This window comes from Hymenobacter radiodurans (genome assembly GCF_004355185.1).
Taxonomy (GTDB): domain Bacteria; phylum Bacteroidota; class Bacteroidia; order Cytophagales; family Hymenobacteraceae; genus Hymenobacter; species Hymenobacter radiodurans.
Window position 1 is genome coordinate 3,949,076 of sequence record NZ_CP037922.1, and the last position, 18,505, is coordinate 3,967,580.

The 18,505-nt window shown below is 55.0% G+C and carries 14 protein-coding genes; 11 read left to right on the forward strand and 3 right to left on the reverse strand.

Going from position 1 to position 18,505, the window contains the following annotated elements; translation table 11 throughout:
* The first annotated feature begins 5 nt into the window (after positions 1 to 5).
* From EPD59_RS17955 to icd, 4 genes are all read left to right on the forward strand, one after another.
* Positions 6 to 1,535 carry an immunoglobulin domain-containing family protein gene (locus EPD59_RS17955; RefSeq protein WP_133273992.1) on the forward strand — a complete coding sequence of 510 codons (1,530 nt, stop codon included), beginning with the start codon at positions 6 to 8 and terminating at the stop codon, positions 1,533 to 1,535.
* A gap of 235 nt (positions 1,536 to 1,770) precedes the next feature.
* Positions 1,771 to 3,420, forward strand: a complete 1,650-nt coding sequence (locus EPD59_RS17960) for a glycosyltransferase family 39 protein (protein WP_133273993.1) — start codon at positions 1,771 to 1,773, stop codon at positions 3,418 to 3,420.
* 274 nt (positions 3,421 to 3,694) lie between these two features.
* Complete coding sequence (locus tag EPD59_RS17965; RefSeq protein WP_240731481.1) at positions 3,695 to 6,769, forward strand: M16 family metallopeptidase; 3,075 nt, start codon at positions 3,695 to 3,697, stop codon at positions 6,767 to 6,769.
* A 72-nt stretch (positions 6,770 to 6,841) separates the two neighbouring features.
* Positions 6,842 to 8,107, forward strand: a complete 1,266-nt coding sequence (gene icd / locus EPD59_RS17970; RefSeq protein ID WP_133273994.1) for an NADP-dependent isocitrate dehydrogenase — start codon at positions 6,842 to 6,844, stop codon at positions 8,105 to 8,107.
* A gap of 146 nt (positions 8,108 to 8,253) precedes the next feature.
* On the opposite strand, the gene EPD59_RS17975 is transcribed toward icd, so the two are convergent.
* Entirely contained in the window at positions 8,254 to 8,910 is a 657-nt protein-coding gene (locus EPD59_RS17975) for a hypothetical protein (protein ID WP_133273995.1), read from the reverse strand.
* A gap of 426 nt (positions 8,911 to 9,336) precedes the next feature.
* On the opposite strand from EPD59_RS17975, the gene EPD59_RS17980 reads away from it, so the two are divergent.
* Complete coding sequence (locus EPD59_RS17980) at positions 9,337 to 9,765, forward strand: putative quinol monooxygenase (protein ID WP_240731482.1); 429 nt, start codon at positions 9,337 to 9,339, stop codon at positions 9,763 to 9,765.
* A 111-nt stretch (positions 9,766 to 9,876) separates the two neighbouring features.
* Here EPD59_RS17980 and EPD59_RS17985 read toward each other — a convergent pair whose 3' ends face one another.
* Both EPD59_RS17985 and EPD59_RS17990 read right to left on the reverse strand, forming a co-directional pair.
* Positions 9,877 to 10,365, reverse strand: a complete 489-nt coding sequence (locus tag EPD59_RS17985; RefSeq protein WP_165963653.1) for a porin family protein — start codon at positions 10,363 to 10,365, stop codon at positions 9,877 to 9,879.
* Positions 10,366 to 10,669: 304 nt separating this feature from the next.
* Positions 10,670 to 11,503 carry a phosphatase PAP2 family protein gene (locus tag EPD59_RS17990; protein ID WP_133273997.1) on the reverse strand — a complete coding sequence of 278 codons (834 nt, stop codon included), beginning with the start codon at positions 11,501 to 11,503 and terminating at the stop codon, positions 10,670 to 10,672.
* Between the two features lie 260 nt (positions 11,504 to 11,763).
* Between EPD59_RS17990 and EPD59_RS17995 the strand changes: the two genes are divergently transcribed.
* From EPD59_RS17995 to EPD59_RS18020, 6 genes are all read left to right on the forward strand, one after another.
* Positions 11,764 to 13,062 carry a PQQ-dependent sugar dehydrogenase gene (locus EPD59_RS17995; RefSeq protein WP_133273998.1) on the forward strand — a complete coding sequence of 433 codons (1,299 nt, stop codon included), beginning with the start codon at positions 11,764 to 11,766 and terminating at the stop codon, positions 13,060 to 13,062.
* A 705-nt stretch (positions 13,063 to 13,767) separates the two neighbouring features.
* The gene (locus tag EPD59_RS18000) at positions 13,768 to 14,748 is read left to right on the forward strand and encodes an aspartate carbamoyltransferase catalytic subunit (protein ID WP_133273999.1); all 981 of its coding nucleotides are present in this window, start codon (positions 13,768 to 13,770) and stop codon (positions 14,746 to 14,748) included.
* A 77-nt stretch (positions 14,749 to 14,825) separates the two neighbouring features.
* The gene (locus tag EPD59_RS18005; protein ID WP_133274000.1) at positions 14,826 to 16,106 is read left to right on the forward strand and encodes a dihydroorotase; all 1,281 of its coding nucleotides are present in this window, start codon (positions 14,826 to 14,828) and stop codon (positions 16,104 to 16,106) included.
* Positions 16,107 to 16,203: 97 nt separating this feature from the next.
* Positions 16,204 to 16,500 carry a hypothetical protein gene (locus EPD59_RS18010; RefSeq protein WP_133274001.1) on the forward strand — a complete coding sequence of 99 codons (297 nt, stop codon included), beginning with the start codon at positions 16,204 to 16,206 and terminating at the stop codon, positions 16,498 to 16,500.
* A 22-nt stretch (positions 16,501 to 16,522) separates the two neighbouring features.
* A complete protein-coding gene (gene purE, locus EPD59_RS18015) occupies positions 16,523 to 17,044 on the forward strand; it encodes a 5-(carboxyamino)imidazole ribonucleotide mutase (RefSeq protein WP_133274002.1) in 522 nt (173 codons plus the stop codon).
* Positions 17,041 to 18,291: a 5-(carboxyamino)imidazole ribonucleotide synthase gene (locus tag EPD59_RS18020; RefSeq protein WP_205703441.1), complete on the forward strand. Its 1,251-nt coding sequence runs from the start codon at positions 17,041 to 17,043 to the stop codon at positions 18,289 to 18,291. The genes purE and EPD59_RS18020 overlap by 4 nt, the downstream gene beginning before the upstream one ends.
* Positions 18,292 to 18,505 lie beyond the last annotated feature (214 nt).

Below are 18,505 nucleotides of genomic sequence, written 5' to 3' on the forward strand. Positions count from 1 at the left end.
ATCCTATGCCATCGGTTCGTTTGTCTTTGCAGTCGCTGCTTTCCGTCCGCCGAGTCGTTGTGGGGGGCTTTTTTATCCTGCTCCTACTCACGGGGCTGCTGCTGCACCGCGACTACGGCGTCTCCGTAGACGAGCCACGCCACAAGCTCAATGGCATGGTCAATATCAAGTATGTGGGGGAGATGCTGGCGCCGGAACTTGTGCGGCGGCAAGCGGGCACTGAGTTGATTCCGGCTCTCAAGGGCTACAGCGAAAACGACCACGGCGTAGTATTTGAGGTACCGATGGCCCTGCTGAATTTTGCCTTCACGCGCAACGATACCCAAGCCGCTTACTGGCTGCGACACCTATGTATTTTTCTCGTTTTTGTGGCGGGCGTGTATGCGCTGTATGGCTTAGCTACCCTGCGCTTCCAGAACTGGCGCTGGGGCCTGCTGACAGCTCTGCTGCTGGTACTGTCGCCCCGCTTCTTTGCCGAGGCTTTTTATAATGCGCAGGATATCGTGTTTATGGCACTGTTTACCCTGAGCATCTACTGCCTCGTATGTTTCCTACGGAGGCCCAGCTACCTACGCGCCTTGTTGCACGCCTTGGCTACCGCACTGGCCATTGACGTGCGCATTTTAGGAGTAATGAGTGTAGCCTTTACCTTAGGAATGGTGGGGCTTGAGTTGTTGCTGACACCTCAGGCTGAGCGCTCCAGCGAGCAACCACTCTTCAAAGCCACGTTACTCTACTTAGTGGCAGCTAGCGCTTTCGTTGTGATGGGCTGGCCCGCACTTTGGGAAGCGCCACTCATCAACTTTGTAGCGATTTTTCGAAGCATGAGCCACTTTAGCTGGCACTCCAAGGTGTTTTACTTCGGCCAGTATTTACCGGGCACGCAGCTTCCGTGGCACTACATTCCGGTCTGGATCAGCCTGACCACGCCCCTGCCCTACCTGCTGGCCGCTGGGCTGGGCCTGGCCGCCACGCTGCGGCGCTTCTGGCGGGGCGGGTGGGCGTACTGGCGCGCCCGCGAGGCCCGCTTGAGCCTGCTGCTGCTGCTCTGGCTGCTCACCCCACTTGTGCTGGTCATCGCCCTGCACGCGGTGGTCTACAACGGCTGGCGCCACCTCTACTTTCTCTACCCCGCCCTGCTGCTTTTTGCCGTGCAGGGCCTGCGCGCCCTGCTGCACGTGGGCCGGCACTCCCCCTCCTGGGCGGGGCGCGGGCTAGCCGTGGGCCTGGTGGCCGCTGGCGGGCTGGAAGTCGGGCATACGGTGTGGCGCATGATCCGCCTGCACCCCACCAGCAGGTGTACTTCAGCTTTCTGCCCGCCCCGGCCGTGGAGCAGCAGTTTGACCGCGACTACTGGGGCCTGGCCTATCGGCAGGGCCTGGAGTGGGTGCTGGCCCACGATCCCAGCCCCTCCATCACCTACAGCGGCGATCCATGGATGTTGTATTGTGGCACTTTACTGCTACCGGAAGATCAGAAAAGCAGGCTTAAATACAGCTGGAATGCCAACCGTCCGGAGGTTCAATATTTTCTGACGACCTATCACCAGCATAACTACCCTCACTCCTACCCCGATAGCGTGGGAGTAGGCCGCGAGGTGCATACTATTCGGGTAGAAGGCCTCCCAATTTTATCGGTGTATCAGCAGCAGTAGTTTTTCGGCTACTCCAATCCCAAATCATCCAAGCAGTTACTTTGTACTTTTTAATTCATACCCACAAGTGATTATAGTGCTGGTTCGATAGCTCAAAAAAGCCGCCGTTTTTTCCTATGCCATCAAGTCGTTCTTTTCTACAGTTGCTGCTCACTGCTCGTGGGGTAGTTAGTCTGTTCTTCGGGCTGCTTATTCTCACTGGTGTACTATTGCACCGCGACTATGGCGTATCCATCGATGAGCCGAACAATCATCTCAACGGCTTGGTAAGCGCAAAATATCTGGCCCAGTTGGTAGTGCCCGAGCTGGTAGCGCGGCAGCCAACCAACCACCTGATACCTGATATTCGCTCCTTCCGTGATGCTGACCACGGGGTGGCTTTTGAGCTACCGATGGTGGTAGTGAGCTACCTGTTTACGCGTCATGATGCACAGGCTTACTACTACCTGCGCCATTTGCTTATCTTCTTCCTATTTGTGCTGGGCGTGTGGGCGTTGTACCGGCTTGGCACCCGATGGTTTGGCGACTGGCGCTGGGGGTTATTGGGCGCGGGGCTGCTCGTGCTCTCGCCCCGGTTTTTTGCCGAAGCTTTTTACAACGGCAAAGACATCGTGTATATGGCCTTCTTCACGCTGGCTATCTACACGCTGGTGCGGCTGCTGTACCACCCGACGCGGGGGCGCGCCCTCGTCCACGGGCTCGCCACGGCGCTGGCCGTCGATGTGCGCGTGCAGGGGGTGCTGCTGCTGGTCGTAACGCTGGTTATGCTCGGGCTGGAAGCCGTTAACCGACCGGCCACTGAGCTGCCGCGCCGGCGTGTAGCTGGCGTGGCAGCTCTCTATGTAGCGGCCGCCCTGATCTTTATTATTATCGGCTGGCCTTACCTGTGGGCAACGCCATTGCCTGAGTTGCTCAATGTATCCCGGCGTATCAGTCAGTACTCGCTTTGGCCGGGCCGAGTAGTGTATTTTGGGCAAGTACTACCGGGCACGCAGCTTCCGTGGCACTACATTCCGGTCTGGATCAGCCTGACCACGCCCCTGCCCTACCTGCTGGCCGCTGGGCTGGGCCTGGCCGCCACGCTGCGGCGCTTCTGGCGGGGCGGGTGGGCGTACTGGCGCGCCCGCGAGGCCCGCTTGAGCCTGCTGCTGCTGCTCTGGCTGCTCACCCCACTTGTGCTGGTCATCGCCCTGCACGCGGTGGTCTACAACGGCTGGCGCCACCTCTACTTTCTCTACCCCGCCCTGCTGCTTTTTGCCGTGCAGGGCCTGCGCGCCCTGCTGCACGTGGGCCGGCACTCCCCCTCCTGGGCGGGGCGCGGGCTAGCCGTGGGCCTGGTGGCCGCTGGCGGGCTGGAAGTCGGGCATACGGTGTGGCGCATGATCCGCCTGCACCCCCACCAGCAGGTGTACTTCAGCTTTCTGCCCGCCCCGGCCGTGGAGCAGCAGTTTGACCGCGACTACTGGGGCCTGGCCTATCGGCAGGGCCTGGAGTGGGTGCTGGCCCACGATCCCAGCCCCTCCATCACCTACAGTGGTGATGCTGATATGCTATACTGCGCGGGTTTCCTGTTGCCCCCAGCGCAAAAAGCTCGTTTACAGTACATCTGGAAGGAAAATCAGCCCGCAGCCCGCTACTTCCTTACGAACCACCGACCACGCAACTATTCCAATTCATATCCTGACAGTATGAAGCTCTGGCGCGAAGTGCATACTATTCGGGCAGAAGGTCTTCCAATTCTTACCGTATATCAGCAGAAGCGTTAAAAAAGCCCCCCAATATCATGTTGGGGGCTTTTTTATCGATACTAAATTGATCTTTACATAACGGATTGCCGTGAATAGTGGACGGGCCATTTACCCAGGCACCTCACTTTGCAAGCCGAAACTATTCCAGCTATCGACCCAAGAATTCGTGGCCATCTTTTCGGCTTAGATACAGCATAATCTTACCTAAATGCTGTATCGTTTTTAATTCCAGCCCCCACCAAGTATCTTTGATTTCTTATTGCTCTGCCCTGTTTTCTGCACCGGAAATTCTGTGAAAAAACCTTTTCTGCTTCTATTTCCGGCCATAGCCGCGCTTGGCCTGACTACCGAGTGCCAATCAACGAAGACGGCCTCTACTGGCAATGCCCCCACTGATGCTACAACCCAAGCCAGTGCCCCAGCCGCCAAAGAATACAAATACGAGACAGTAGAAGGCGACCCGCTCAAAGCACGCATTTATACCCTCGACAATGGCCTGACGGTCTATTTGTCGGATTACGATGATGCGCCACGCATCCAGACTTATATGGCGGTGCGGGCAGGGTCCAAGAACGACCCGAGTACTGCCACCGGCCTAGCGCACTACCTGGAGCACATGGTGTTCAAAGGCACCTCGCGCTTGGGTACTCAAAACTGGGAGGCAGAGAAGACCGAACTAGCGAAGATTGAAGCACTTTACGAGAAGTATCGTGGTACCCGCGACGTAGCGTTGCGCAAGCAGCTTTACCACCAGATCGATTCTGTATCGGGGGTAGCGGCTAAGTATGCCGTGGCCAACGAGTACGACAAAGTGATGGGCGCTATCGGCGCTAAAGGCTCCAACGCTTACACCTCCGTGGAGCAGACGGTGTATCAGGAAGACATTCCGAGCAACCAGCTGGAGAAATGGGCCGCCATTCAGGCTGAGCGCCTGGGCGAAATGGTGCCGCGCTTGTTTCACACGGAGTTGGAGGCCGTTTATGAAGAGAAAAACCGGACCCTCGACGACGACTTCAGTAAGGCGTACCAGGCGCTAAATGCCAGTCTGTACCAGAAGCACCAGTATGGTACCCAAACGACTATTGGTACCATTGAGCACTTGCAAAACCCCTCCATCACGGAGATTAAGGCTTATTTCGACAAGTATTACGTTCCGAACAACGTAGCGCTGGCCCTGAGCGGCGATCTGGATTATGATCAGACCATTCGCGTCATTGATCAGTATTTCGGCAAGCTACCCCGCAAGGCCGAGCCCACGTTTAACGTCGCGCAGGAAGCCCCCATTACGGCACCCATCGTGAAGGAAATTGTGGGGCCGGATGCCGAGAACGTGATGCTAGGCTTCCGCTTCCGCGGCACGACCACGGGCACGCCCAATACGGTGGTACTGCGCATGATCGACAAGATTCTGACCAACGGACAGGCCGGTTTGATTGACCTGAACCTGAACCAGCAGCAGAAGGTGTTGCAGGCGGCTTCATTCACCGATATCAACAACGACTACTCTTCCCATATTCTCTACGCTACGCCTCGCCAGGGCCAAAGCTTAGACCAAGTGCGCGACTTGCTGCTGGGCCAACTGGACAAGGTGAAGAAGGGCGACTTTCCGGATTGGCTGATTCCGGCCATCATCAACAACGAGAAGCTGCAGCGCACCAAGAGCTACGAGAGCAATGAGGCTCGTGCTGGTGCTTTTGTGTCAGCTTTCGTGGCGCGGCAGTCGTGGAAAGAGTACCTGCGGCAGCAGGAGATGTTTGCCGCCACCACGAAGGAGGATGTGCTGAAAGTAGCCAACGAGTATTACCAGAACAACTACGCGCTCATTTACAAGCGCACGGGCAAAGACACGAGCACGCCCAAAGTAGTGAAGCCCGCTATTACGCCGGTGCCGGTAAATCGGGAGGTAGCCTCGGCGTTCTACAAGGAAGTGGTGGACAAGCCCACGCCGGAGTTGCAGCCGGTGTTTGTGGACTATAAGAAGGATATTCAGGATCTAAAGCTGGCTTCGGGCGTGCCGGTGTTTTACACCAAGAATACCGAAAACGAGCTATTCAACCTGTACTATATCCTCGACCTCGGCACCAATAACGACCCCAAGCTGGGTTTGGCGGCTGATTACCTGCAATACCTCGGTACTGATAAATACTCGGCGGCGCAGTTGCAGCAGGAGTTCTATAAGCTGGGCTGCTCGTTCAGCGTGAGTAGCGGCGCTGACCGCGTGTACGTGAGTCTGGCTGGTCTGGACAGCAATTTTGAGCCAGCGTTGCAGCTTTTTGAAAGCCTGCTCGCTAATCCCAAGCCTGATGCTAAGGCCCTGAGCGACATGGTGGCTGGTGTGCTGAAAGCCCGCAAGGATGCCAAGCTGAATAAGCAGGTGATTTTGAGTCAGGCGATGCTGAACTACGCCAAGTATGGCCCGAAGAATCCCTTCACAACCCAACTTTCTGAGAAGGAGCTAAAAGCGCTCAAGCCCCAAGACCTGACGGCTCTTACCAAGAAGCTGACTTCCTATCAGCACCGGGTTCTGTATTATGGACCGCGTATACCATTCGAAGGGGAACTTCCCGCAAAAGAAAAAAATCCAATAACGGGTAAGGAAACCAACGTAGTTAAGCAACCTATTACTCGTAGTAGCCCTAGAAACGGCTTACATACAATTCTCAACACTTATCACAAAACGCCCCCCACGCTCACGCCCGTGCCTGCAAACAAGGATTTTGCCGAGCAGCCTATGAAGGACCGCAAGGTGTATTGGGTGGACTACAATATGGTGCAGGCTGAAATCCTGTTCCTCACCAAGGGCGACGTATACGACAAAACCCTGGTGCCCACGGTGAGCTTGTACAACGAGTACTTTGGTGGTGGCATGGGTAGCATCGTGTTTCAGGAGCTGCGCGAATCCAAGGCGCTGGCCTATTCTGCCTCTTCGCGCTACTCTAATGCTGACAAGCTCGGCCGCTCCAACTATGTGATGAGCTACATCGGTACGCAGAGCGACAAGCTGCCCGAAGCCATGACCGGCATGGCGACCCTACTCAACGACATGCCCGTGGCTGAGGCTAACCTGCAAATCGCCAAAAACTCCATTCGCAATAGCATTGCCACGGAGCGCATCACTAAGTCGGATATCCTGTTCAGCTACGAGCGCGCCAAACGCTTGGGCCTCGACTACGATTTGCGGCGCGACGTGTATGAGAAAACGGCCAATATGAGCTTCGACGACCTGAAGAAATTTCAGGAAGCGAAGGTGAAAAATCAAGCGCAGACTATTCTGGTTATTGGCTCGAAAGACCGCTTGAACTTTAAGGAGCTGGCCAAGTATGGCAAAGTAGAGCAGCTCACTCTGCGCGAGATATTTGGGTACTAAAAAGCCCCCAGCACAGTAACAACTCCAATTTCATACTAATAACTGTCAACTAACCACTGACAACTCTTGACAATGGCAGAACAGAAGATCACCATCAAAAACGGCAAGCTGAATGTACCCGATAAGCCTACCATTCCCTTCATTGAAGGCGACGGTACGGGACCGGACATTTGGGCTGCTTCCCGGCGTGTGCTTGACGCGGCCGTGGAGAAAGCCTATGGCGGTAAGCGCCAGCTGATGTGGAAAGAGGTGATGGCCGGCGAAAAGTCGTTTAAGCAAACCGGCAACTGGCTGCCTAATGAGACCTTAGATGCCTTCCGCGAGTACTTGGTGGGCATAAAAGGCCCCCTGACGACGCCCGTAGGCGGTGGCATTCGCTCCCTGAATGTGGCCTTGCGTCAGGAGCTAGACCTGTATGCGTGCGTGCGTCCGGTGCGTTGGTTTGAAGGTGTGCCTTCTCCCGTGAAGCAGCCCGAGTTGACCGACATGGTTATCTTCCGGGAGAACACCGAGGATATCTACGCCGGCATTGAGTACATGAATGGCACGCCTCAGGCTCAGAAAATGCTGGAATTCCTGCAAGATGAGATGGGCGTAAAGAAGATTCGCTTCCCGGAGTCGTCGTCGTTTGGCATTAAGCCAGTCTCGAAGGAAGGCACGGAGCGCTTGGTACGTGCGGCTATTGAGTATGCCATCGAGCACAAGAAGCCTTCCGTGACCATCGTGCACAAGGGCAACATTATGAAGTTCACCGAGGGCGCATTCAAAACCTGGGGGTATGAGTTGGCCGAGCGTGAGTTTGGCGACAAAGTGTACACTTGGGCACAGTACGACCGCGTAGCAATCAAGCAGGGCCAAGACGTAGCCAATGCTCAGCAGAAAGCAGCTCTCGACGGTGGCAAAATCCTGATCAAAGACAGTATCGCTGATGCGTTCCTACAGCAGATTCTGCTCCGTCCCGCCGACTACTCGGTGGTAGCTACCCTGAACCTGAACGGCGACTATATCTCCGATGCGCTGGCGGCTATCGTGGGCGGTATCGGTATTGCGCCGGGGGCCAATATCAACTACCTCACCGGCCACGCCATCTTTGAAGCTACCCACGGCACGGCTCCCAAGTATGCCGGCCAGGACAAAGTAAATCCCGGCTCAGTGATTCTCTCCGGCGCCCTGATGCTGGAGCACCTAGGCTGGCAGGAAGCCGCTGACCTCATCTATAAAGGCCTTGAAACCGCCATCGCCTCCAAGCGTGTCACCTACGACTTCGAGCGTTTGATGGAAGGTGCTACGCTGTTGAAATGCAGCGAATTTGGGGATGAGATTATTAAGGATATGTAGTAGCTTGGCTTTTGCCATTAAATAAAAAGCCCGCGTTAGTTGCAAAGCTAACGCGGGCTTTTTATTTAATTTTTTTGCAAACTTTAATTTATAGTTAGATTATCACACCTAATGAAATAATACAAATGTTTTAGTAGCTAATTATTCTATAGTATTCTATCCCAAACTTCACCTGATTTGCTAATCATTCTCACAAGTCCAGCTTTTTGATCATAATAGAGTGTGTTGATATAGGGCTTTCTAGTTTCCCAAATAGGTCCATTAGGCTGGCTAGGTATAATTGTTATAATATTATTATATGTCTTACCCCGCACTATCAGTTTACTAGTATTCCGCAAATCAAGCTGTTCAGATGAAACATTAATATTACCAGATACTTCTCTTAACGTCTCCCCCCCATTATAGTTCGTCCAGTCACCTCCAAATTTAAATTCACCTTTATCGCCTGGAGGATAACCATTAAGGATATTAGCACCTTGGGGAAGCGTACGACGAAATTCAAATCTATTATAACTAAGTGTGTCAAGTCTCTTCAATTCGACCTTAATTCCATCATAATAATGATCAGGATTTCCTCGTCCAAAAAAACCAAATGAAGCATAACCTGCGCCTTTTTTAATTTCTTCTTTTATCTCGATGACAATGTATAACTGCTGTTTGCCGGTAGAATTCTCGAATATTAATGAATCCGCTACTTTATAATTAAACCAAAGCTTATCCTGGGCAGTAAATTGATAATATGGCGTGTGCGGCTTGTATTCCTCCCCGTCGTCATACTTACAGCTTTGTAAGCTGACTAGCATAAAGTAGATTACTACTAGAAATAATGGATGCTTCGTCGCTCTCATGATAACTGTTGAAAGTGGTTATTTGATGATTCAAATCTATATCAATCGTAGGTCAACAACGGAACCAGAATTCTAAAAAATAAGACTTTTCGACAAAGTAATCACCATATCAATAGCCTGTAATACAACAAATTGGAATCATAAAAAAGGATTTTACAATTCTCCCCGCAGTCGCTCAGCTGTGCCGAGTGACGCTTACGCTCAAGCAGTTGTGCTACGCGCGCCTGCTTTGCCCGCGCCGTTTGGCGACTTATCTTTCCTACGTCCGCAGACGGATTCGCGGCGCAGCCGCTCAAGCGTAGTGGTCACTCGGCGCAGCCGAGCAACTGCGGGGCAATAAAATCAGAAAAATAAAAATTCGGCTTAAATCCAAAAACCAACATGAAGTTCCTAAATATATTATTCGCGGCGTTTACAGCCATCTTATTACTTAATTCTTGTATTAATACGAAACAACCAAATAAGGATATTGAGATGAAAGATATGATGATCAGAATCTCTGAAATAGAACTAGATCCTGATTATCTACAAGAATATAATGCCATTCTGAAGGAAGAATCTGAGGCTTCCGTTAGGTTGGAGCCGGGCGTTATTTCCATTTACCCAATGTACCAGAAAGACAACCCAACGCAGATAAGAATTCTGGAAATGTACGCTAACAGAGCAGCGTATGAATCACATTTAAAAATGCCTCATTTTTTAAAATACAAGACTACCACACTTAAAATGGTGAAAGCATTACGGCTTATTGATATGGAAGCTCTTGACCCAGAAACGATGCCGCAAATATTCTCGAAATTAAATAAATAGATCTCGAGGATTTTAAATATAAAGAATTCGCCAATCTTATTCAGAACTATGGGGACTTTTTTATGCTTGTTGCAAGTTCACAGCTACATCCTTCTAACGCCGGTATTGCAATCAAAAAATAGCGGCAACTGAAAGCTGCACTGATTGAAACATAAATTCCTGCATGCCTGCGCTTTTCCTAAGCCTAATATGATTTAGGCCATGCGTATAGCGGGCGCTGAGGCTTAGGTTATTCAATAGCCTCACTCCTACGCCGGCCGTAGCGCCAATGCTTCGTTCCTCCGTGTCGCGAGTAATATTGAGCGTTTGGCCGTTCGCCCGCTTTTCGGCTTGAATTAACAAATCAAACTGTGGCCCGGCCAAGAGGCTGACGCGGGGGAAAACAGTGTATTGAATCAGGACTGGCAGGGAGAGATAATCGAAGCTGTAGTCCGTGGCGCTATTGGTTTCCTTGCCCTGCATGCGTGACCACAGGTATTCCTGCTGAAAAGCAAGTTTTTCATTCAGCCTGATTCCTACCAGCAAGCCAGCGGTAAAGCCCGGCTTCCAGTTATTTTCAACGGGAGCAGGGGGCTTCGGATAGCCTTTGTTGAAGTTCATGACGGAAAAATTGCCCCCCACGCTGGCCCCAAAGTAGACAACCTTATTTCTGAAGGGTCTTTGTTGCAGAGGTTGTACCTGCGTCACAGTTATTGGTTGGGATAAAGGAGCGGAATCCTGCGCTTTTCCCTGCAAACAAAGACACGTAATCAGACTCACCGCTAGAGCATACTTCATCCTGGAAATATACATAATATCCTATGTATTATGCATAGTCTGGCCACCCGCCTGCTACACGCATTTGGCGTAACAAGTAGTTGTGCCAGTAGGAAGCTGTGGGGGCTTTTTATTCAGGCACTGAAGTCTATAGCAGCTTGGTCAGCAGTAAGCCACCATACGAGTATCCGTTCACATTTACGCCCTGCACAGGCACCATAGAGAAGCCCCGGCGGCCAGCAGTTTTATGGAGCTGTGGCACTACAATCCCGACGGTGGCGCCCACGGCATAGCCCACAATATTGTCGGAAAGGAAATGCTTGCCGGCTTCCATACGGGAGTAGGCAACGGCGGCGGGCACGAGGGCGGCGGCACCCCACACGAAGGGCTCAGCGGGCGAATCGGGGTGGAAATCGTGGAATACTTTGGCGGCGAAGAAAGTGGCCGTGGCGGTGTGGGCGGTGTGGCCGGCGAAGAAGGAATTAGTAGAGATCTTGCTGTTGCGGTCGCCGCCGCCTTCCGTGCCATAGAGAAACGGACGGTAGCGATACACGGTGCCCACTGTCATGGTGAAGGCGGCCGAGGACGTAGCCATCGTTTGAAGATAGAGGCCGAGAATCTGGCCGTAATGTCCACGCACATCCTTATTGAGCGCCAGCAAACCGGGCGCAATCACCAGGGAAGGATAGCAGAGCAGGTCGCCCACGGTTTGGGCCCGGTCGCTGTAGTTGCCGGCCACAAAACGGTCGAACTTGGGCACGTCATTTTTATCGAGGGCAGCCAGTTCGGCGTCGTTCAGCCCACTTTTCTGCTGCACTAGGTACAGGCCCAGGCTGCCCAGAGCGCCCATGCCCAGCGTAATAGGTGCATCGACGGCGAAGCTGGTTCGGTAGGGCGAGGCAGGTGCTTGCTGGGCAGTAGCATTGGGCTTGGGCGCCAGCAGGAGCGTGAAGGAAATCAGGAGGGCGGAGAAATGCTTCATAGAAAAGTATAAATGAATGAGGCTGAAACGGCGAACCCAACTGTAAGGTTAATGTGGGCAGAACTCCTGCTGCGGGGGGCTTTTTTAGGTGGTGATGTTCAGGTAGTAGCCACCGGAAAGCCAATCCGTGGTAGCGCATTACCCCGGCAGAATTTACTCGCCATCAATACTCCTTGCGTAGGGCTGTTACCTTCTTGCCGGCAATTAGTTTACTTGCTTCCTCATCCCGTATACACAGCTCTAACGAACCATTTTCATCTATGAAGAACCATTTGTCCCGCTACTTGCTGCTCCCAACGGCCCTGGTCGGGAGCTTGTCTTTGTTTGCTCTTAAAACCGAGAATAAGGTGCTGGCCGACCCCGATAATGCTGGTCTGAAGCTACCAGCTGGCTTTGGCGCCCTGAAAGTAGCCGAAACCGGCGCTCGCACCCGCCATATCACCGTGACGCCCCAGGGCACTATGTATGTCAAGCTGAACCGACCCAACAAAGAGGGCAAAGGCATTCTGGTGCTGCGCGAGACAACCGGCGGCAAGGCGGAAGTTGTAAATGGGTTTGGCAGCTACGGCGGCACGGGCATCTACAGCGTGCCCGGCTTTTTGTATGCTTCCTCCGATGAGGAAGTGTTTCGCTACAAGCTGAACGCCAAAGGCGAAGTAACCAACCCCACCCAGCCCGAGAAGATTATTACCGGCCTCATCAATCGGCGACAGCACGAAAGCAAGTCGATAGCCCAGGATAAGGCGGGAAATATCTACGTCAATATTGGGGCGTATTCCAATGCCTGTCAGGTGAAAGACCGGCAGAAAGGCTCGCCGGGTAAGCCCAATTGTCCGGTGCTAGATTCGGCGGGGGGCATTTGGCAGTTCCGGGCCGATAAGCTCAACCAAACCTATGGCGACGGCGTGCGCTATGCCACCGGCCTGCGCAACGTGGTAGGCTTGGATTGGAACACCCAGGCGAACCAGCTTTTTGTAATGCAGCATGGCCGCGACCAGCTCCACGACAACTTCCCGGAATTGTACGACACGAAGCAGTCGGCGGAGCTGCCAGCCGAGTGCATGTACGCCCTCAATAAAGGGGATAACGCCGGCTGGCCCTACATCTATTACGACAACGTGCAGCGCAAGAAGATGATGGCTCCCGAGTACGGCGGCGACGGCAAGAAAGTAGCAACCGGCAACTACATAGATCCGGCGGCGGCCTACCCCGCTCACACGGCGCCCAACGCGCTGCTGTTCTACACGGGCACCATGTTTCCGGAGAAATACCGCAACGGGGCTTTCATCGCCTTCCACGGCTCTTGGAACCGCGCCCCCGAGCCACAAAAAGGCTATTACATAGCTTTCCAGCCGTTTAAAGACGGCAAGCCTTCCGGCGAGTGGGAAGTATTTGCGGATAATTTTGCTGGCTCACCGGAAAAAGCCACTGCCGGTCGGCCGGACCACAAGCCCTGCGGCCTAGCCCAAGGCCCTGATGGCTCGCTCTACGTCACCGACGACAAGCAGGGCACGATTTACCGCATTGTGTATGCTAAAGGGTCAAAAAATACCAACTAGCCACGAATACCCGGTTCTCATATAGCCTGACTGAATTTTAGCGAATAATGCGAAGAGAATAAGACCGGGTAACCGCTATACTAACAATTGCTATATAGTTGCCGGCCGAAAATCAAGCAGCCCATGAACGATCGAGTAGTTCATAGGCTGCTTGCCGCCGGAGCGTGACGGCCCGCTAGCTGAGGCGAGCGGAATAAAGAGCTAAAGTTAGGATGGATTGTACTTGCAAAGCAATTGGTTACGCGAGCCATAATTTTTTTTGCTGGCGGAAGGGATGACAAAAAGCGCGTCGTTTAGCCCGTAGGGTCGAAAATAAAAGTTGAGAAAAGTAGCACGAAAAAAAATCAACATTGCCGATGGGGTGCCGGGCGCAACAATGCCGTAGTTTTGCATCATGCTTCAACCAAAAAACTTGTTCCTGAAGCGTGGGACCCTGCTCGGCAGGGAACCGCGAGTAGACCGGAAGGTCTTTGTCACCATCGGTTCTCCCGATTTTGCCTCTGGTATTTCCGTTGTTTTTTCTGAGAGTTGCCCCACTACCGTTTCGGATTCCGAAACGGTTTTTTTATGTCCCTTGAGTTCCTCGGCTGCCGCGCTGCGGCCACTTCACACCTCATAACGCAAACGCGGGGTAGGCACATCGAAAACGGATAGTCTTACCCGTCTCTTACGACTGAACACGTACTTATTTTCCCTAATTCCGGTATGGCACGTAAAGACCTGCTCGACATCGCATCCCTCCACCGTGAGGAAATCGAGTTCCTGCTCGACCAATCCACGTCCTTTAAAAAATTATTCACCCGCTCGGTGAAAAAAATACCCGCCCTCGAGGGTAAGTCCGTGCTCATGCTGTTCTACGAGGCCAGCACCCGGACGCACTCCTCCTTCGAGGTCGCGGCTAAACGCCTCTCGGCGGAAGTAACGAATTTCAACATCGACCACTCTTCCATCACCAAGGGCGAGTCGGTGCGCGAGACAATCGAGACGCTCCAGGCCATGCGTACCGACTACATCGTCGTCCGCCACGGTCACTCCGGCCTGCCCGGCATGATTGCCCGCCAAACCACGGCGTCGGTTATCAATGCCGGCGACGGGGCGCATGCGCACCCCACCCAAGCCCTGCTAGACGCTTTCACCATCAAGGAAAAATTCCCCGACCCTCGGGGCAAAAGAGTCCTCATCATCGGGGATATTCTCCACTCCCGCGTCGCGCGCTCTACCAGCACCCTGCTGCAAAAGCTGGGCGTCGAAGTTGCTTACCTCGGCCCGGGCTCGCTGGTGCCCAAGTACGGCCCAGCCACCATTCCCCGGTTCACCGACTATGAGGCGGCCATGGCCTGGGCGCCCGATGTGGTATACCTGCTCCGCGTGCAGCTGGAGCGCCAGGACGTGCAGTTTTTCCCCAGTGTCCGCGAATACCATCGGGTCTACGGCATCACCAACACCCGGCTGGCGGAAATCAGCGACCGGGGCCTCTACATCATGCACCCCGGCCCCGTGAACCGGGGGGTCGAACTGTGCGACGCCGTTATGGACTACGAGCGCAGCTTGATCACCAACCAGGTAGAAAACGGGATTTCCGTTCGCATGGCCGTACTCGACTGGCTTACGCCGGGCGGAGAGTTCCCACGGCAGGAGGCGTATGCCACACCGCAGCGCGCCAGCTCGACGGTGATTATGCCCTAACCGCTGGATCCGCCGGCTGACTCCACTCTTTAATTTACATCTTCCATAACCCTCTGGTTTACAGAAAATATCACTTCATGCTTCTCCTTCAAAACACCCGCATCGCCTCCGAAAATTCACCCGTGCTACTTGAGAGCGATGTCCTGATTGTCGAAGGAAAAATCCAGGACATCGGCAGCAGCCTAGCCATTCCCGAGGGCGCCCGCGTCATCGACGCGCGGGGTCGCGTTCTTATGCCGGCCATGTTTGATGCCCACGTCCATTTCCGCGCCCCCGGGTTTGAGAACAAGGAAACTATCACCACGGGCAGCGAAGCGGCCATCAACGGCGGCGTGACCGGCGTCGTCATGATGCCCAACACCCGCCCGGCCCTCGACTCGGCAACCGCCGTGGACACTGTGCTGGAAAATGCCACCCACCGGTCCCGCATTCCGGTGTACACCTCTGGCTGCGTCACCAAGAACCGCGAGGGCAAGGAACTGGCGGAAATTGAGGGCATGCGCGGACTCGGGGTGAAGATGCTCACCGATGACGGCGACACCACCGCCGACCCGGCGGTACTGCTGCGGGCAATGCAGTACGCCACTGAGTTTGGGATGTTTTTCGCTAGCCACTGCGAGGTGTCGGAACTGGCCGGGCCGCGCGCCCTCAACGAAGGGGTGATGAGCTACCGGCTCGGCATCAAAGGCTCGCCGGCGTGTGCGGAGGAAATCATTATCGACCGCGACATCCGCCTGGCCCGGGCGGCCGGCGCGCACGTGCACATCCAGCACGTTTCCAGCAAGCTTGGTATGGAGACCATTCGCTGGTGGAAATCGCGCGGCGATGTAAAAGTCACGGCGGAAGTGACCCCGCACCACCTGTTATTCATCGACGAGCACATCGGCGACTACGACACGAACTATAAAATGAACCCGCCACTGCGGACGCAAGCGGATTGTGATGCCCTGCTCGAGGGACTCATCGAAGGCGTATTCGACCTCATTGCCACCGACCACGCGCCGCACACGCCGTTCGAGAAAGCCCAGGATTTTATCAGCGCGCCCAACGGCATCACCGGCTTGGATACGGCCCTGGTATCGCTCCACCATTTCTTCGTTGAGCCCGGCAAATTCGGGTGGGACTTGGTGGTGAAGCGCTATTCGGCGGAGCCCCGCCGCCTGATGGGCCTGCCGGTCGCCGCCATCGAAGTCGGTCAGGAAGCTAACTGCGTTTTGTTTGATACCGCGGCGGAAACGACCTTTACGCGGGAGTTCATGAAATCCAAATCCCAGAATACGCCCTTCATCGACCAGACATTGAAAGGCCGGGTAGACCTGGTGATTCTGGGCACGGAAATCCTGCTGGAGCGGGAGTAGCTAGAGCTTACCCAGATACTAGTCGTCTGTCATGCTGAGCTTGTCGAAGCATCTCTACTGCTTCCTTCCAGTTCAGCATCTTTAACAATCAAGCCTGATGCGTCACGCAGATTTACCCGAACGTTGGAAAATCAAAGTTCGTGAATACCTGACTGCAACTGGGGAAACCAATTATGAAAACCTCAGTTGCCATCATTTTCCAACAGACAGTTTGGTCCGGATCAATTTTGAGGATGGCTCCACAGCTGAGTTCAAGTATGCTTTCGTGATAAAAGCACCTGAATGGCAGGAATTGGCCGTTTTTACGGAACACTGCGGTTACCACCTGTTTCGGTTATATGACGAGCTTGATTTAATAGTCTACCGAAGCGGTAGAGATACTTCGGCAAGTTGAGTATGACACAACTATTTTTTTAATGAGCAATCATTCCACCTCCGATACCCCCGCTTCACCTAAACCACTAATCGGCGTTGTCATGGGCTCCAGCAGCGACTGGGATACCATGCAGCATGCCGTGCAGATTCTCGCCCAGTTTGGCGTGGCCCATGAAGCGCGCGTGGTGTCGGCCCACCGCATGCCCGACGACTTGTTTGCCTACGCCGAACAAGCCGGTCCGCGCGGCTTGCAGGCCATCATTGCCGGCGCGGGAGGGGCGGCCCACCTGCCGGGCATGCTGGCTGCCAAGACAATAGTGCCCGTACTAGGGGTACCGGTGGCCAGCCGCCATTTGCAGGGGGTGGATTCGCTGCACAGCATCGTGCAAATGCCCAAGGGAATACCAGTAGCCACTTTTGCCATTGGCAATGCCGGGGCGGCCAATGCCGCGCTGTTCGCCGTTAGCCTGCTGGCTCTGCACGATCCGGACCTGGCGACCAAGCTGCTAGCGTTTCGCGCCGAACAAACCGAAGCCGCTCGCGCCATGACCTTGCCGCTATGAGCGCCGATACTCACGTTGTAGCCATGACCCCGATTTACCCAGGCAGTGTAGACGCCGCGGGCCAGCGGGCCACCCTGGGGGTGCTGGGGGGCGGCCAGCTGGGTCGGATGTTTGTGCACGCCGCCCAGCGCCTGGGGTACTTCACCGCCGTGCTGGAGCCCGACGCGCAAAGCCCAGCCGGGCTGGTGAGTCACCACCACATCCGGACCGGCTACGACGACCCGACCGGGCTGGCGCAACTCGCCCACCTGTGCCAGGCCATCACCACCGAGTTTGAAAACGTGCCGGCTCAGACCCTGCAAACGCTGGCCCTGACCCGACCCGTGGCGCCGAGCGCGGCCGTGGTGGGTATTGCCCAAAACCGCATCGAGGAAAAAGCTCACTTCACGGCCTGCGCCGACCTATCGGGAGTGAGCTGCGCGCCCTATGCGGTGATTGAAACGGCGGTTCAGCTGCAGGCCGTGCTGGACGAGCGGGCGGATTTGTTGCCCGGCATTCTGAAAACCGCGCGCATGGGCTACGATGGCAAGGGTCAGGTCCGCGTCAAGTCCGCCGCTGAACTGGCTGCTGCCTGGGCGGAGCTGGGCGGCGTGGCCTGCGTGCTGGAAAAGATGCTGCCCCTCACCGCCGAGTGTTCGGTGCTGGTGGCGCGCGGTTGGGATGGGCAAGTCGTCAGCTTCGCCCCGCAGCGCAACGTGCACGTCGATGGTATTTTGGCCGTGACCCACGCCTACGAAGGAAATTTGCCCCCCGCCCTGACAACTAAGGCGCGCGACGCGGCCGTGTCCATCGCGCATCATCTGGGCTATGTCGGAGTGCTGTGCGTCGAGTTTTTTGTGGTGGAAGACGGCAGTGAGCACGGCTGTCTGGTAGTTAATGAGATGGCTCCGCGCCCGCACAACAGCGGCCACTATACCCTGGATGCCTGTGAGGCGTCGCAGTTTGACTTGCAGGTTCATGCCATGGCGGGCTTGCCCTTGCCGCAGCCGCGCCAGCATTCCCCGGCCATCATGCTGAACTTGCTAGGCGAGGTGTGGTTTGACGCCAGCGGTCAACCACAGGAGCCGGACTGGCGCTCTGTGCTGAGCCTGCCGGGAACCCACCTGCATCTGTATGGCAAAGCGCAAGCGCGCGCAGGTCGCAAGATGGGCCACCTGACCATCACCGGCCCGGATGTGGCCAGTGTTAAAACCGTGGCGCGGCAAGCCGCTGGTCTGCTCAACTTGCCGGGGCTGGACGCCATCTAGATACCATTGTCTGATCCTGACCAGAGGGGTGCCCGCTGCTGCTAGCTACCCTAACCATCGTCCAAGACCCGAGCAACGCCGGCACCACCGTTTAAGCATTAATTATTCGTAGTTGTGCCGCCGTGGCTCCCTCTCTTCTTCGGCAGAAGCGACCGGGGGTAAGGCGAATCCTGGGGCCTTTACCGCCGCTGCGGGCGAGGTCTTGGGAGGCTTA